16 protein-coding genes are annotated in these 15,304 nt (G+C 44.6%); 5 read left to right on the forward strand and 11 right to left on the reverse strand.

Translation table 11 applies throughout. The features are described from left to right. The first annotated feature begins 16 nt into the window (after positions 1-16). Positions 17-1,381 carry a prephenate-dependent tRNA uridine(34) hydroxylase TrhP gene (gene trhP / locus HYN51_RS07920; protein WP_108899531.1) on the forward strand — a complete coding sequence of 455 codons (1,365 nt, stop codon included), beginning with the start codon at positions 17-19 and terminating at the stop codon, positions 1,379-1,381. Between the two features lie 237 nt (positions 1,382-1,618). Here the strand turns inward: trhP and HYN51_RS07925 are convergent, their stop codons facing one another. Both HYN51_RS07925 and fadR read right to left on the reverse strand, forming a co-directional pair. After that, positions 1,619-1,963, reverse strand: a complete 345-nt coding sequence (locus HYN51_RS07925) for an antibiotic biosynthesis monooxygenase family protein (RefSeq protein ID WP_108899532.1) — start codon at positions 1,961-1,963, stop codon at positions 1,619-1,621. A gap of 409 nt (positions 1,964-2,372) precedes the next feature. Next, complete coding sequence (fadR, locus tag HYN51_RS07930) at positions 2,373-3,089, reverse strand: fatty acid metabolism transcriptional regulator FadR (RefSeq protein ID WP_108899533.1); 717 nt, start codon at positions 3,087-3,089, stop codon at positions 2,373-2,375. Between the two features lie 301 nt (positions 3,090-3,390). Between fadR and dsbB the strand changes: the two genes are divergently transcribed. Continuing rightward, a complete protein-coding gene (dsbB, locus tag HYN51_RS07935) occupies positions 3,391-3,930 on the forward strand; it encodes a disulfide bond formation protein DsbB (RefSeq protein ID WP_108899534.1) in 540 nt (179 codons plus the stop codon). A gap of 116 nt (positions 3,931-4,046) precedes the next feature. Here dsbB and HYN51_RS07940 read toward each other — a convergent pair whose 3' ends face one another. The 5 genes from HYN51_RS07940 to HYN51_RS07960 all read right to left on the reverse strand — a co-directional run bounded on the left by HYN51_RS07940 (position 4,047) and on the right by HYN51_RS07960 (position 7,352). Next, positions 4,047-4,421 carry a lysozyme inhibitor LprI family protein gene (locus tag HYN51_RS07940; RefSeq protein ID WP_108899535.1) on the reverse strand — a complete coding sequence of 125 codons (375 nt, stop codon included), beginning with the start codon at positions 4,419-4,421 and terminating at the stop codon, positions 4,047-4,049. Between the two features lie 171 nt (positions 4,422-4,592). After that, the gene (locus HYN51_RS07945) at positions 4,593-5,039 is read right to left on the reverse strand and encodes a YcgN family cysteine cluster protein (RefSeq protein ID WP_108899536.1); all 447 of its coding nucleotides are present in this window, start codon (positions 5,037-5,039) and stop codon (positions 4,593-4,595) included. A 94-nt stretch (positions 5,040-5,133) separates the two neighbouring features. Next, the gene (locus HYN51_RS07950; protein WP_108899537.1) at positions 5,134-5,790 is read right to left on the reverse strand and encodes a fumarylacetoacetate hydrolase family protein; all 657 of its coding nucleotides are present in this window, start codon (positions 5,788-5,790) and stop codon (positions 5,134-5,136) included. Between the two features lie 143 nt (positions 5,791-5,933). Further along, positions 5,934-6,971, reverse strand: coding sequence for a lytic murein transglycosylase (locus HYN51_RS07955; protein ID WP_230513955.1), 1,038 nt, complete (start codon positions 6,969-6,971; stop codon positions 5,934-5,936). A gap of 111 nt (positions 6,972-7,082) precedes the next feature. Then, the gene (locus HYN51_RS07960) at positions 7,083-7,352 is read right to left on the reverse strand and encodes a YcgL domain-containing protein (RefSeq protein WP_108899539.1); all 270 of its coding nucleotides are present in this window, start codon (positions 7,350-7,352) and stop codon (positions 7,083-7,085) included. 151 nt (positions 7,353-7,503) lie between these two features. Between HYN51_RS07960 and minC the strand changes: the two genes are divergently transcribed. The 3 genes from minC to minE are packed head-to-tail and all read left to right on the forward strand — an operon-like array spanning position 7,504 to position 9,296. Further along, positions 7,504-8,184 (forward strand): septum site-determining protein MinC, encoded by a 681-nt coding sequence (minC, locus tag HYN51_RS07965; RefSeq protein ID WP_108899540.1) that lies wholly within the window; start codon positions 7,504-7,506, stop codon positions 8,182-8,184. Between the two features lie 23 nt (positions 8,185-8,207). Beyond that, a complete protein-coding gene (gene minD / locus HYN51_RS07970; RefSeq protein WP_108899541.1) occupies positions 8,208-9,023 on the forward strand; it encodes a septum site-determining protein MinD in 816 nt (271 codons plus the stop codon). Between the two features lie 3 nt (positions 9,024-9,026). Then, positions 9,027-9,296, forward strand: coding sequence for a cell division topological specificity factor MinE (minE, locus tag HYN51_RS07975; protein WP_108899542.1), 270 nt, complete (start codon positions 9,027-9,029; stop codon positions 9,294-9,296). Positions 9,297-9,372: 76 nt separating this feature from the next. Here the strand turns inward: minE and rnd are convergent, their stop codons facing one another. From rnd to HYN51_RS07995, 4 genes are all read right to left on the reverse strand, one after another. Further along, positions 9,373-10,506 carry a ribonuclease D gene (gene rnd / locus HYN51_RS07980; RefSeq protein ID WP_108899543.1) on the reverse strand — a complete coding sequence of 378 codons (1,134 nt, stop codon included), beginning with the start codon at positions 10,504-10,506 and terminating at the stop codon, positions 9,373-9,375. A gap of 79 nt (positions 10,507-10,585) precedes the next feature. After that, the gene (gene fadD / locus HYN51_RS07985; RefSeq protein WP_108899544.1) at positions 10,586-12,274 is read right to left on the reverse strand and encodes a long-chain-fatty-acid--CoA ligase FadD; all 1,689 of its coding nucleotides are present in this window, start codon (positions 12,272-12,274) and stop codon (positions 10,586-10,588) included. Between the two features lie 191 nt (positions 12,275-12,465). Beyond that, entirely contained in the window at positions 12,466-13,167 is a 702-nt protein-coding gene (tsaB, locus tag HYN51_RS07990) for a tRNA (adenosine(37)-N6)-threonylcarbamoyltransferase complex dimerization subunit type 1 TsaB (RefSeq protein WP_108899545.1), read from the reverse strand. Between the two features lie 86 nt (positions 13,168-13,253). Further along, positions 13,254-15,173, reverse strand: a complete 1,920-nt coding sequence (locus HYN51_RS07995) for an ATP-dependent DNA helicase (RefSeq protein WP_108899546.1) — start codon at positions 15,171-15,173, stop codon at positions 13,254-13,256. Positions 15,174-15,304: the final 131 nt, after the last annotated feature.

Genomic DNA, 15,304 nt, shown 5'->3' on the forward strand with positions numbered 1-15,304 from the left:
CTAAGAGACTAACAACATGTTTAAACCGGAATTACTTTCTCCGGCCGGTACGCTGAAAAATATGCGTTACGCCTTTGCCTATGGCGCAGATGCAGTTTATGCCGGTCAGCCTCGTTACAGCCTGCGGGTGCGTAACAACGAATTCAATCACCAGAATCTGGCTTTAGGCATTAATGAAGCCCATGCCCTTGGTAAAAAGTTTTATGTGGTGGTTAATATCGCCCCCCATAACTCCAAACTCAAAACTTTTATTCGCGATCTGGCCCCCGTCGTCGAAATGGGCCCGGATGCCTTAATTATGTCCGATCCAGGGCTGATTATGATGGTACGTGAAGCGTTTCCTGATATTGATATTCACCTTTCCGTACAGGCCAACGCCGTAAACTGGGCAACGGTGAAATTCTGGAAACAGATGGGGCTGACCCGCGTCATTCTCTCCCGCGAATTATCGCTGGAAGAGATTGAAGAAATTCGCCAGCAAGTACCAGACATTGAACTGGAAACCTTTGTACACGGTGCTTTATGCATGGCCTATTCTGGCCGTTGCCTGCTTTCAGGTTATATTAATAAGCGCGATCCTAACCAAGGCACTTGCACTAACGCCTGTCGCTGGGAGTATAAAATGGAAGAAGGTAAAGAGGATGACACCGGCAACATTGTGCATATTCATGAACCCATTCCAGTAAAAAACGTTGACCCAACCTTGGGTGCCGGTGCCCCTACCGATAAAGTGTTTATGATTGAAGAAGCGCTGCGTCCTGGCGAGTATATGAGCGCCTTTGAAGATGAACACGGCACTTATATTATGAATTCTAAAGATCTGCGAGCCGTTCAACACGTGGAGCGGTTAACTCAGTTAGGCGTTCATTCATTAAAAATTGAAGGCCGCACCAAATCGTTCTACTACTGTGCACGTACCGCTCAGGTTTATCGTCGAGCCATCGATGATGCCGTTGCAGGTAAACCATTCGATGACTCACTAATGACAACGTTAGAATCATTAGCCCATCGCGGATATACCGAAGGTTTTTTACGCCGCCATGTACATGATGAACATCAAAATTATGACTACGGCTATTCTATTTCTGACAGCCAGCAGTTTGTTGGGGAGTTTACCGGCGAGCGTCGTAATGGTTTAGCGGCAGTTGATGTAAAAAATAAATTTTCCGTTGGCGACAGCGTCGAGATGATGACCCCAAGAGGCAATATCCATTTCACCATTGAATCAATGGAAACCAACAAGGGGCAACCAACTGAAGTCGCTCCGGGTAACGGACATGTCGTTTATCTGCCTGTTCCAGAAGATATTAACCTGGAATACGCTTTGCTGATGCGAAATTTAGCCGGAAGCAACAACACACGAAACCCGCACAGTGCATAAAATTTATTTTTTTCCACTGACGGCGTTAAAAATCACACGCTTTAATTTAAATTATTAGAAATAGATCACATCTATTAGTAAATAAAAGGACTACTATCTCAGTCCTAAAGATTAATAACTAGACGAGTTCCTATTATCTCTTTAATAGAAACCACCTCCTTACCAGTCCAATCTCCCTTGGGCTGGTTTCTTTTTTTCTAGGGTTTGTCTAATTCCGTTCCCATTCTTTTCGCTATTTTAACCGTGCATTATACGACTATCGTCTGGTGCCAGCTCTCTATCGGTCATACCATAGTCTCGAATAATTCCGGCAATCTTTAGCCGATAATCGTTAAAAATCGTCGCTCGACCTTTAGCCTGTGCTTGTCGGTGCAACGCTAATTGTCTCCATTGCTGAACGGCCTGTTCATCGCGCCAAAATGAAAGAGACAACACCTTGCCCGGTTCAGACAAGCTTTCAAACCGCTCAATAGAAATAAAACCATCTATTTCACTCAACAAAGGCTTTAACTCAGCGGCTAAATCCAGATAGGCTTGCTTATGCCCCGGTTTTATCTGTACTTCAAAGATGACTGCAATCATTGTTTCCTTCCTTACTCATTTCAAATAAAAACGCATTTTAATGTAAACAATGGGTAAAAATACTATCACTCAGCATGGAATCGCTATACTGCTTTTATCTTCTCTCATTTAATACTTTCAGGAGGGGCAATGGTTGCCTCAGCCAACGCATTTATTATATTAAATGGGTAAAGGAGCAAACACTCCAGAAGTTCGGGATGCTATCACGCAGCTCGGAGAACAAGGAAACCAACTCGAAGTTAGGGTTACCTGAGAGTATGGCGACACTGTTCATTATGTGAGGGCAAGAATAAGGGGCACATATTGCGCCCCTTCAAATCGTAAAAATAATGCGTTTAGTTCTGCATTAAAAGTGGTCAGTAAACTATCGATATTTAGCTACGGAGCACATAAATCTTTTGGATAACGATTAATTCGCTTCAGCCAAATCCTTTGGCATATTGCTTTGCATGTTATGCCAGATAACGCCGCTGGCTTTACCATACTGACGCACACACTCCATTACTTGGTCATGTAACCTGTCGCGACACAATTCAGCAAGACGTTGATAGAAGCTCATAGCTAACTGACGTGCTTCCGGATTGGAAAAATAGTAACGACCAACGCGAATATAGAGCCCTTTGATACCATTAAGAATCAGGCCATAAATCGGATTCCCTGAGGCAAAAGCTAAACCACGGAAAATATTATAATCCAACTCGGTAAAGCGCTCTGGACGGTCTTCTGGGCTATTCGCCTGCGCTAAAACTTCCTGAGCTTTTTCCGGATGTTGACGAACCGCTGCGCGAATAAATATTGCGGCAATATTAGTTCTGACGGCCAGAAGATTATCAATTAATTGAGGAACACTATCGTGATCTAAACGCACCAGCGTTTCCAACAGGCTCAGGCTGGAAGTTTCCCAGAAATTATTTACTTTAGTTGGTTTACCGTGCTGTATGGTCAACCAACCATCTCTGGCCAAACGCTGCAATACTTCACGCAATGTGGTACGAGTTACGCCAATAAGTTCGGAGAGTTCACGTTCTGCGGGCAAAATAGTCCCCGGAGGAAACCGGTTGTTCCAAATGCTCTCAATTAAATACTCTTCCGCAAATCCTGCCGGACTCTGCGCTTTGATCACCATAAAAGTGCTATTCCATTAAGATACAAAAATAAAAACGACTTGTTGCATTATACCAGAAGCCCACAGCCGGATATAGCATCCCAAAATATCTAATAGAGTAAACTGTGGTTTAGATTGCAAAAATAGGCTAATTTTAGTGTAAAAAATTACTTAATCATTTTAAATCAATCAGGAAAAAAGAAATCCTTGGCTAAGATAGAAAATCTTAACCATAAATGTCATATGAAAGATGGCATAGAAATAAAACTAGTTTAAACTACCGCTATCGGCGATCGCTCATGCATATTAAAGTGAATTAATCATGTTATGTTATTTAAATAGCTGTTCTAAAGGACGAAGTTCCTGGTTCTTGCTGGCTCTGATTGTTATTGTACTTGAGTTAATTGCCCTCTATTTCCAACACGTAATGCTATTGAGACCTTGTGTGCTCTGCATTTACGAGCGTTGTGCGCTATTTGGCATCTTAGGCGCAGCCCTGATTGGTATGTTGGCACCCTCCTCTACGCTGATACGTTTTCTGGCTATTATTGTCTGGTTATACAGCTCTATCGAAGGCCTATTGTTGACATGGAAACACACCGTGATTCAACTTTACCCTTCTCCAGCAAACACCTGCGATGTTCTGGTTAACTTTCCGACTTGGTTACCGTTGGATAAGTGGTTACCTGAAGTATTCGTGGCTAACGGTGATTGTAGTGAAAAACAGTGGTCATTCCTTTCATTGGAAATGCCCCAGTGGTTACTGATTATTTTTGCTATCAGTTTGGCTATTGTCACTCTAGTGATTATTGCTCAGTTCGTTAAACCAAAAAGACGCTTTTTCTATAACAACCCACTCTGATATTTTTATCAGAAGATTAATAACAAAAAAGCGCAGATCATGGCGCTTTTTTGTTATTTTCAAAATGTAACTAACGTAAAAAAACCTCGCACGGCGAGGTCCTAAATAATTATTGTTTAGTCTGCCAGCTTAGCTGATACGCAACCGGTACTGCTACATTCACGCTCACGTTCTTTAAGGAAAGTAATACGCTCATTCATCATGTTGTTGGCACAGCTTAAGTTGACAAAGTATCCGCTATCTTTCTCTTCACTACAGCTCGTATCCCGTTGCTTGATCCAATTTAGCTGGCTTGTCTTCAACGTACTCTTTTGTTCTGCGCTCAGTAGCTTCACCACTCGAGAATATTGCTGATTCAGATCGCGGTCTAACTGAGAAAACTCTGTACTACTACAATAAACCTGATCGAAGGCGTTACGCGGTGTCGCACAACCCGCAGCGAGTGCATTGGCCGATATCATCACGGTTAAGGCTACAAGAATTCGACACATACTAAACTCCTTTATGGTTAATTTACTGCTTCATTTTATACAGTTACATTGGTTTTTATAAGCAGACAATCACTATCAGAAACAATATGTCAGATAATTTAGACTTAATAAAAAACCCTCCGAAGAGGGTTAATCAAAAAATAGATGAAATTTATCTTATAAATCAATTAATCATCTAGCCCAGTCTGGCTTATTCAAAATGTGGTCCTGCCAGTCAATCACTTCACTTTCCGGTACCGCAATATTCCGTACTGAAATTCTGGCGGCATGCATGGCAGATTTAGAACCGGCTAACAGCGGGTGCCATTCAGGCAATGGTTTATCTTCGGCTATCAGACGATAGGCGCAAGTTGGTGGTAACCATTCAAAAGTGGGTAAATTGTCCCGAGTCAGTTTGATACAATCTTCTTCCAGTTCGAAACGACGATCGTAATTACGACACTGGCAGCTTTTAATATTAAGCTGGTTACAGGCGACGTTAGTGAAATAAATTTCATCTGTATCTTCGTCAATCAGTTTATTCAGACAGCATTGGCCACATCCGTCACACAACGACTCCCATTCGTCATCGGTCATCTCGGGCAGCGTCTTTTGCTGCCAAAAAAAGGATTGGCTCATGATGATATTCCAGCATTATTAAACAAGGGTAAATCCAAAAATAAACGCCTGTAACTGTTGGCTACAGGCGTCTGTTCTAGACGATATGAAAAGATTATAACACGCGGCTGGTAATTTCTTTACCATTAAGCGCAACGGTGAAGTTATCACCATGTGCAATCGGACCAACACCTGAAGGTGTACCAGTTAATACAATATCGCCAGGACGTAGCGTAAAAAAGCGGCTCATGTAAGAAATCAGCGGCAGAATCGGCGTAATCATCTCTCGAGTATTCCCATTCTGGCGAACCTGACCATTAATCGACAACAAAAGTGAAGCCTGCTGAGCATCACCAAACTGCCCTACCGGAATAAAACCAGAAATAGGACAAGCATTATCAAATGCTTTGGCCTTTTCCCACGGCTCACCGGCCTTTTTACACTCTGCCTGCAAATCACGTAGGGTTAAATCAATAGCAATGCCGTATCCTACAATGGCGTTAGCAACCCGCCCTTCATCCGCATTTTTCAACGGTAGACCAATCAGTACCGCCAGTTCTACTTCATAATGAACCGAGCCAAATCCGTCCGGTATTACGATTGGCTGAGTAATGTCACATAACGCCGTTTCAGGCTTAATGAACAGTAGCGGCTGTTGAGGAGTGTTATCCCCCATCTCTTTGATATGGTCTGAATAATTTTTGCCAACGCAGACGACTTTACTCACAGGCAACTCTAATAGGTCACCCTGCCAATCTCGATGTTGATACATATGATTGCTACTCCTTCATTAAGCTATGTCTGATTTTATCGATGCAGATATTTATCATTGTTTTCAACCTAACATCATGCCAGGCCATTTGATGTTATCCGAATGTTATCATTACATCGGTCACAAAAACTTAGATTAAACGCTTAGTTTTGTACAACTTTATCTGCCAAAGTACCGATACTGATCGCAAAGTAAGTAGAACGGTTCCAATGCATAATAGTCCGGAAATTGTTAAATACCATAAATGTTCTCCCCTGTGCATCATCAGGCTGGATAATCCAGGCCCGCTGATTTCCGGCCACTTTATGTGAAAGCACAATTCCCTGTTTCTGCCATTCGGCTACCGTCTTCGCTTTAGCATCTTCCAGCCCGATGACTTCATCAGTCAGCCCTTTTGTTACTTTTACCTCTAGCCCCCAACTCTCGTTAGCGTTCCAGCCTTCAGTGGCTAGGTAATTGGCGGTTGAGGCAAAAACATCATCTAGGTTATTCCAGATATCAATACGCCCATCACCGTTACCATCCAGACCATATTTAAGGAATGAGGTTGGCATAAACTGACATTGCCCCATTGCTCCAGCCCATGAGCCTGTAAATTGATCAACCGAAATATGACCTTGTTGTAAGATTTGCAGCGCAGCAATCAACTGCTGAGTAAAAAACGCTTCACGACGTCCTTCAAAAGCCAATGTTGCCAAGGCGGAAATAATATCTTCTTTCCCCTGACGTTTGCCAAACGAACTCTCCATCCCCCATAGAGCCACAATATAGCTGGCCGGTACGCCAGATCGTTTGCTAGCCCTATTTAACTTGGTTTTATTGGCCTGATACATTTGACGCGCGCGCTCTACTTTCCAATTTGGTAATACTTGCTGCAAATAATCATCAAGTGTGATCTTCTTTTCCAACTGATTTTTATCTGAATCAATCACACGACTCAAAAAATAGACATTAGCAAACGCCTGATCGATAGTTTGCTGATTGATACCTTCACTTAACGCTCTGGCCTTTAATTTTTCCACATAAGTAGGAAATTGTGATTCATTATAAGTAGCGCTCTGTTTCGTTGTTGGAGTACTGCCTGAAGCGTTACTGATGGCGGGTTGAGCTTGAAGGTTTTTGCCGCTGAATCCGGCGAGTAGCGCAATACCTGTCAACCAGGCAATCATTGATAATTTCACTATCATCATCCCAAATTATTCTTATACAAATTGCATAAATAAATCTATTGTTACAACGCGACTAAAGCACCAAACGACATCAGAACATTTTTTCTTGAAATTAAAAGCGGTTTAATCGTCAAAATCATCAGGTGTCTTTAGTAAGCTTTCTACTGGAGGCGGGACCTGTAAATAGAATCCCTGTTCAGCCAAATTGTGTTTCACTCGTTCAATATCTGCTGTGGCTAATTTATGCCGTTTATCCAAATCAAGAACCATAACAAACACAGGCTTACCGAAACTATTCATTAACGCTTCAGGAATTTTGGAAAAATCATCCTGCTGTTCAATATAAAGATAGGTCTGATCGCGTTTATTACTACGATAAATTGCACACAACATTGTTATTTCGCTCTAATTAATTGACTCAGTGACTTGCCTAGATATGCAGCTAACTATAACATGCAGCTATGCGTTCGTGTATTTTACAATATTGAACATTAAAACAGTGCTCTGGCTACAATAGCGGGAGCCAAAAACTGAGTCAGCATAGATGTCACAATCGCCAGTTGAGTTAAAAGGCAGTAGTTTTACTCTGTCTGTTGTTCATTTGAATCATTCAGAACCTAACATCATTCGAGAAGCTTTAACCGAGAAGGTAAAGCAAGCTCCCGCTTTTTTGCAGAATGCGCCCGTGGTTTTGAACGTTGCCGCACTCACACCTGATGCTGATTGGTTGCAGGTGCAACGTGCCGTGACGGATGCAGGCTTACGTGTTGTTGGTGTGAGTGGGTTTCATAGTGATGAACAAAAGCGATCTATCCAATCTGCGGGTCTACCGCTGCTGACAGAAGGCAAGGCAAGTAGAGTAACCAAAGTTGCAACACCACCACCACCGCCGCCGCCAAAAACTCGAATCATTAGTACCCCTGTCCGTACCGGGCAGCAAATTTACGCTCGCGGCTGCGATCTTGTGGTTATCAGTTCCGTGAGTTCAGGCGCAGAGCTGATTGCCGATGGCAATATTCATGTCTACGGTATGATGCGTGGTCGTGCGCTGGCCGGTGCCGGTGGCGACACCAGCAGCCAAGTTTTTTGTACTCATCTTGCAGCTGAATTAGTCTCTGTTGCCGGAGAATATTGGCTAAGTGACCGAATTCCATCTACATTTTATGAGCGCAGCGCCAGACTATTTTTACAAGATAATATCTTAACTATTGAATCATTTAATTAAGCCTTATTTACAAGGAACACCTTATGGCACGAATTATTGTTGTTACTTCCGGTAAGGGGGGCGTTGGTAAAACCACCTCCAGCGCTGCCATTGCTACTGGTTTAGCACAAAAAGGAAACAAAACTGTCGTTATCGATTTTGATATCGGGCTGCGTAATCTCGATTTAATCATGGGGTGTGAACGCCGCGTAGTGTATGACTTTGTTAACGTCATTCAGGGTGATGCCACGCTTAATCAGGCGCTAATCAAAGATAAACGTACAGAAAACCTCTATATTCTGCCAGCGTCTCAAACTCGCGACAAAGATGCATTAACTAAAGAAGGCGTAGAAAAGGTACTCGCAGACCTCGGTGAGATGGAATTCGATTTTATCGTTTGTGACTCTCCGGCCGGTATCGAAAGCGGAGCCCTGATGGCGCTGTATTTCGCAGATGAAGCGATTATCACCACTAACCCGGAAGTTTCTTCAGTACGTGACTCCGACCGTATTCTCGGTATTCTGGCATCAAAATCTCGTCGTGCTGAAAATGGCGAAGAGCCAATTAAAGAACATTTGCTGGTCACTCGTTATAACCCCGGCCGCGTTAACCGCGGTGATATGTTAAGCGTTGAAGATGTGTTGGAGATCCTGCGTATCCCTCTGCTGGGTGTTATTCCTGAAAGTCCATCAGTGTTACGTGCTTCCAATCAGGGTGAACCAGTTATCCTCGATACCGAATCTGACGCAGGTTTAGCTTATGCAGATACCGTTGAGCGTTTGTTGGGTGCAGAAATACCATTCCGTTTTCTGACTGAAGAGAAAAAAGGTCTGTTAAAACGACTGTTCGGAGGGGCATAAGTCATGGCATTGTTAGATTTTTTCCTGTCCCGTAATAAGCCAACCGCCAATATCGCCAAAGAGCGTCTGCAAATTATCGTTGCAGAACGTCGTCGCGGCGATAACGAGCCGCACTACTTACCGCAATTGAAGCGCGACCTGCTTGAGGTTATCTGTAAGTATGTGCAAATTGACCCGGAAATGGTTACCGTTCAATTAGAGCAAAAAGGGGATGATATCTCCGTACTGGAGCTTAACGTGACACTACCGGAACATGATGACGTGAAACGTTAAGCGTGTCCTATAGGGGCATAAAATGAGAAAAACCGCCTTGAAAGGCGGTTCTCTATTTCAACCGTCGCCGCAATTCCTACATAAAAACACGGGCTTCCTGCTCAAGCAATTCAGCTAAACGTTCACGCATTAACTGCCCTCGCCATCCTTGCATCAATTCAGGCTGCTCACTGATATCTTGCTGCCAGAAAAACTTCAGTAGCTGGTTAATCTGACGACGTGATGCTAGGAGTTCAACGTTTAATCCGCTTTCGCCAGAAATGGTCTGGATCAGCGATTTGATATCTTTAAACACTTTCTTATATCCAGCGTGATCCACAATACGCGATATTTTTTCCGGTAATGCTTCTTCCGGCAATTGCTGACCTTCTACAACTAGGCGCAGCATGGTTCTACCGTGATAACGGATTTCCGGCCCGCTTAACCCTAACGGTTCCAGTTCCCCCATCGATGAAGGTTGGTACCGCGCCATTTGCCACAGGTTCTCTTCTCTGACAACAAAGTTAACCGCCATGTCGCGATCGCGAGCATAATTTAAACGCCAAGCCGCTAACCGCTTCAAACAACCCAACTGACGGTGATTTAACTGCCAAGCGTTATTGATATCGATATAGGCCTCTTCTGGAGCAAGCTGTTCACAGCGGCGCTTGCTCATCATGGCGCACTCATTTTTAGCAGCATCCAGCCATTTTAGCTGTTCAGTCTCTTGCAGAATCACATCCGCTATTGGCAACAGGTAGAAAACATCCGCCGCGGCATAAATGCACTGTCTTTCGGTCAGTGGACGAGCCAGCCAATCGGTTCTGGATTCACTTTTATCCAGTTCAATATCCAGATATTCCGCAACCAGTGCCGCAAACCCTGTAGAAAGTGAACGTTGATTGAATGCCGCCAGTATTTGGGTATCGATCATGGGTTCTGGCAGTACGCCAAACTCATGGAGAAAGACTTCCAGATCTTCACTACAAGCATGAAGAAACTTAATGACATTTGGATTAATCAATAGCGCGCGAAACGGTTCCCACTGTTGAATATTCAGTGGATCGATCAAAACAACCTGCTCACCATCATAAAGTTGAATCAATCCTAACTGAGGGTAATAGGTGCGGGTTCGAACAAATTCAGTATCCAATGCAATGCGTGAAGCCTGACTGGCACGTTCGCAAACCTGCTGTAATTCGACATCAGTTGTTATCAGTTGATAATCCAAAACATAATCTCTTGTTTGTTAGTTTCTGGCATAAATAACGCCGGATTTCCGGCGTTATTTATGCCTCATTACACGCCGGTTACACTTGACGACCCGCTTGCTGTTTAATAGCTTCATCACGCAAATCTTTACGTAGTATCTTACCCACATTAGATTTAGGCAGCTCGTCACGAAATTCAACGATTCTCGGAATTTTATAGCCGGTTAATCCACTGCGGCAATGGGCTAAAAGCTCATCCTTAGTCAGGCTAGGATCTCTTTTAACCACATAAATTTTCACGGTTTCTCCGGAAACTTCATTCGGTACGCCAATGGCAGCCACTTCCAGAACTTTAGCGTGACTGGCGACCACTTCTTCAATTTCATTCGGATAAACGTTAAATCCAGAAACCAGAATCATATCTTTTTTGCGATCGACGATCTTCATAAAGCCTTGCTCGTCCATCACCACAATATCACCGGTTGCCAACCACCCGTCTTTTATGACTTCGTTGGTCGCTTCAGGACGATTCCAGTAGCCTCTCATTACCTGCGGGCCTTTTACCCAAAGCTCACCGGGCTGCCCTTCAGGTACATCAATACCCCGATCGTCAACCAGCCGGATTTCCGTAGATGATACCGGTAGACCGATGCTGCCACTGTATTGCTGTAAGTCATAAGGATTACCCGCGACTAATGGCGAGCACTCCGTCAGGCCATAGCCTTCCAACAGATGGGTTCCGGTCAACTGTTGCCAACGATCGGCAACGCTTCGCTGAACCGACATGCCACCACCAACGGTGATATGCAGATGGCTAAAGTCTAACTCACGGAAATCTTCATCATTGATCAGCGCATTAAATAGAGTATTCACGCCGGTCAGTGCCGAGAATGGGTAGCGGGAAAGCTCTTTCACCATGCCTTTTAAGTCTCGCGGATTGGTGATTAGCAGGTTACATCCCCCCACTTCAAGAAACAGCAGGCAGTTTACGGTTAACGCAAAAATATGATAGAGCGGCAGCGCCGTTACCACCAGTTCCTGACCCACGACCAGCAGAGGGATATAGGCGGCACGCGCTTGCTCCATATTGGCCAAGAGATTCTTATGGGTCAACATTGCCCCTTTGGCCACGCCAGTTGTGCCACCGGTATATTGCAGCAGAGCCAAATCATCAGGTGATAATCGTGGCTTAATATATTGCTGGTGACGCCCCTTATGTAAAGCACTGCGAAATGATACGGCTCCAGGCAGGTTGTATTTTGGCACCAGTTTTTTAATGTACTTAACCACAAAGTTGACCAGAGAACGCTTACCAACGGAGAGCTGATCTCCCAAACCACTGAGAATCACGTGTTCAATTGGCGTCTGTTTAACTACTTTTTCCAGCGTATGGGCAAAGTTTGACACAATCACAATCGCTTTTGCGCCACAGTCATTTAGCTGATGTTCCAGTTCTCTTGGGGTATACAGTGGATTCACATTAACCACCACCAAACCCGCACGCAGAATACCAAACAGTACGATAGGATATTGCAACAGGTTCGGCATCATTACCGCTACCCTGTCACCTTTTTTCAACCCCAGTGAATTTTGCAGGTAAGCGGCAAAAGCCCGGCTACGTTTCTCTAATCGACGGAAGGTCATTACCTTTCCCTGATTAATATAAGCAGGCTGATCGGCAAAACGATTTACCGCATTTTCAAACATATCCGCCAGTGATGAGTAGCGTAGGGGATCTATCTCTGCCGGAACATCTTTGGGATAACGGGATAACCATACCTTATTCAATGAAATACTCCTGTATCTGGCATTTTGCCTTCGTTCTGTCGTTATTCCTCAGACAGAACAAGACTCATTACAGTGAACCTAACCGTTAAGAGCTCTATGGTTACCATAGACGAATATTCTATTACTACTGTAATATCAAAAAATCACATTCTCTGACAAAACTATATGGGGAAAATAACGGTGGTTGCCGTTTATTCTCGACCCGGTAGTTTTTTCCAAGTCACTTCATTACGTAAATAGACTGGCTCTGCCGATTCTACCGTCTGAACTTCGCCTTTTTTCCAGCAGGAAATGGCTAAAGGCAGCATATCTTCTGCCTGCGGCAACGACATCTTGCCGTTACGAACGATCACATCGGTTTCATCAGCCATATCGGGATAGGTTTCCCATCCCGTACCCGCGATAGCCCATTCACCATGACTTGATATTAACTGTTCTTTTACCTGCTGAGGTGACAAGACCTGCTCAGTATTTACCAAACGCCACTCCCCTTGTGCAGAGCGTTGATATTGACCCCAGTAGACTTCCCCCATTCTGGCGTCGATAGCGGTCAGAACCTGCGTCATGCCGGTCATACGATAAGCACCCTGAGCCAGAGTATTTAAGGTTGAAATACCAATCATGGGTAAGTCGGCGCCTAAGGCCAGCCCCTGAGCAATACCAATACCAATGCGTACACCGGTAAAACTCCCCGGACCGCGACCAAAAGCCAGCGCATCCATATGGGCCAGAGTTAACCCAGTTTCAGCTAAGATCTGCTGAACCATAGGTAAAATACGTTGGGTATGTTCACGAGGACACAGTTCGTACAAAGCATGAACTTTACCGTCATTCCAAATGGCGACGGAGCACGCTTCTGTGGCTGCATCAAGCGCAAGAATTCGCGTTGACATTGAAAACCTCAGACGGGATTACAGATAAAAATAATCCGCCAATTATACCATATTGATGCTGGTAATTATTCGTTACGTGAGCAGTTTTATTTATCATCAGGCGTTGATCGTTGATGAAGAAATTCAATCGCTTTCGTTAAATCACGCGTTCTGGGAGCCGGTGGCAAGCTGTTAAGAAAAATAGCGCCATAAGGACGCATCACTAATCGATTATCACAAATGACAATAACACCACGATCGTCAGTATCGCGGATTAGGCGTCCTACGCCCTGCTTCAGCGTGATAACCGCATCTGGAAGCTGAACATCATTAAAAGGATCGCCTCCGCGCAGTCGGCAATCTTCAATACGCGCCTTAAGCAGCGGGTCATCTGGTGAGGTAAAAGGTAGTTTATCGATAATAACACAGGAGAGCGCATCACCGCGAACGTCTACCCCTTCCCAAAAACTGTTGGTTGCCACCAGTAATGCATTGCCGGACTCAACAAATTGAGAAAGTAGTTTACCTTTACTGGTTTCCCCCTGCATCAGTACCGGCAAGGTCATGCTCTCACGGAAAGCTTCCGTTAAATCACGCATCATTTGATGTGAGGTGCATAAAAAGAAGCAGCGACCATCGTTAGCTTCAATAAGTGGTTGCAGCATTGAAGCCAGTTGCTTAGCACCACCGTACTGGTTAGGCGATGGCAGAAAGCGCGGCACGCACAGCAATGCCTGAGTTTCATAATCAAACGGGCTGGCGAGAATTAAGGTTTCGGCTTTTTCCAATCCTAAACGCTGATTGAAGTGATCCAGTGAATCATTCACCGAAAGGGTTGCTGACGTAAAAATCCAACTCCCTTTCTTTTCGTCCATCAAATCACGGAATTTATCCGATACGGAAAGCGGCGTCAGGGCCAGCACAAAATGGCGGGCACCACATTCATACCAATAACTATAGCCGGGAATAGAGACATCTTTCAGACGATCGAGACGTGAACGATACTGCGTTGCTCTTTCAAAGGCGGCATCCAGCAAGGCCGAGCGGCCTAATGCCATTTTTATTACGTCATAACACAGGGTCAGCGCATCATCCACTAACAGCAGCGCCCGTTGAATAGTTTGTTGCTCCAACACATCCCGCAGATTACCTCTGAAACCGGGTTCCCCCAGTGCCAGACGAAAATCTTGAGTACTCTGAGTTAAGCGATCGGCACTCTTTTGCAACTGTGCCATATCCCTCACTTCAGTACGGTAAGCAATAATAATATCTTTCGCCAAATCCAATAGCTGACGGCTGGTAACCTGCTGACCAAAATATTGGCTGGCAATATCCGGCAATTGATGGGCCTCATCGAAAATCATGACATCGGCATTAGGGATCAACTCGGCAAAACCGGTCTCTTTCACCACAATATCAGCTAAAAACAGGTGATGGTTCACCACCACCAGATCCGCATCCATTGCCCGACGCCGAGCCTTGACGACGAAGCACTCTTTATAATAGGGACAATCACTACCTAGGCAGTTGTCATTGGTACTGGTAACCAGAGGCCAGATATAGCTATCTTCAGCTACCTGAGTACAAGTACTTACGTCACCATCTATAGTGCTGGATGACCAACGGCGCAAACTCACCAGATCGTTAAGGGTCGAATTAGTCAGTTCTCCCCCGGTCATTGACTGCTGTTCCATCCGCTCAAGGCATAAGTAATTAGAACGCCCTTTCAATAGCGCTAGCTTACCGGTAAATTCCAGTGCAGTAGCTACTGTCGGCAGATCGCGCGCGAACAGTTGGTCTTGCAAGGCTTTTGAACCCGTTGAAATGATAACCTTGCGTTTAGAGCGTATTGCTGGTACCAAATAAGCATAGGTTTTCCCTGTACCGGTACCTGCCTCTACCACCAGTTCCTGTTTTTTCTTGATTGCCTGAGTGATAGCTTTGGCCATTACGCGCTGCGGTTCACGCGGTTTAAAACCTTTAATTGCCTGAGCTAATGCACCTTTAGGTGCGAAATCATCTGCCAAGTATGTGTATCCGTTGGATTAAGCTTGAATGAGTCTGACCGCCAGCATGGAGCAGATACGGTAAAGAAGTGGCTTATTATGCCTGTCCTGACCTGTCACCACCACCCTGTTCGCTCATATAACATGAAATT

Source organism: Limnobaculum parvum (assembly GCF_003096015.2).
GTDB classification, from domain to species: Bacteria; Pseudomonadota; Gammaproteobacteria; order Enterobacterales; family Enterobacteriaceae; genus Limnobaculum; species Limnobaculum parvum.

Excerpts from the sequence above, each read along its gene's own strand:
- trhP (WP_108899531.1), top strand. The coding sequence starts at position 17 with ATGTTTAAACCGGAATTACTTTCTCCGGCCGGTACGCTGAAAAATATG.
- HYN51_RS07925 (WP_108899532.1), bottom strand. The coding sequence starts at position 1,963 with ATGATTGCAGTCATCTTTGAAGTACAGATAAAACCGGGGCATAAGCAA.
- fadR (WP_108899533.1), bottom strand. The coding sequence starts at position 3,089 with ATGGTGATCAAAGCGCAGAGTCCGGCAGGATTTGCGGAAGAGTATTTA.
- dsbB (WP_108899534.1), top strand. The coding sequence starts at position 3,391 with ATGTTATGTTATTTAAATAGCTGTTCTAAAGGACGAAGTTCCTGGTTC.
- HYN51_RS07940 (WP_108899535.1), bottom strand. The coding sequence starts at position 4,421 with ATGTGTCGAATTCTTGTAGCCTTAACCGTGATGATATCGGCCAATGCA.
- HYN51_RS07945 (WP_108899536.1), bottom strand. The coding sequence starts at position 5,039 with ATGAGCCAATCCTTTTTTTGGCAGCAAAAGACGCTGCCCGAGATGACC.
- HYN51_RS07950 (WP_108899537.1), bottom strand. The coding sequence starts at position 5,790 with ATGTATCAACATCGAGATTGGCAGGGTGACCTATTAGAGTTGCCTGTG.
- HYN51_RS07960 (WP_108899539.1), bottom strand. The coding sequence starts at position 7,352 with ATGTTGTGTGCAATTTATCGTAGTAATAAACGCGATCAGACCTATCTT.
- minC (WP_108899540.1), top strand. The coding sequence starts at position 7,504 with ATGTCACAATCGCCAGTTGAGTTAAAAGGCAGTAGTTTTACTCTGTCT.
- minD (WP_108899541.1), top strand. The coding sequence starts at position 8,208 with ATGGCACGAATTATTGTTGTTACTTCCGGTAAGGGGGGCGTTGGTAAA.
- minE (WP_108899542.1), top strand. The coding sequence starts at position 9,027 with ATGGCATTGTTAGATTTTTTCCTGTCCCGTAATAAGCCAACCGCCAAT.
- tsaB (WP_108899545.1), bottom strand. The coding sequence starts at position 13,167 with ATGTCAACGCGAATTCTTGCGCTTGATGCAGCCACAGAAGCGTGCTCC.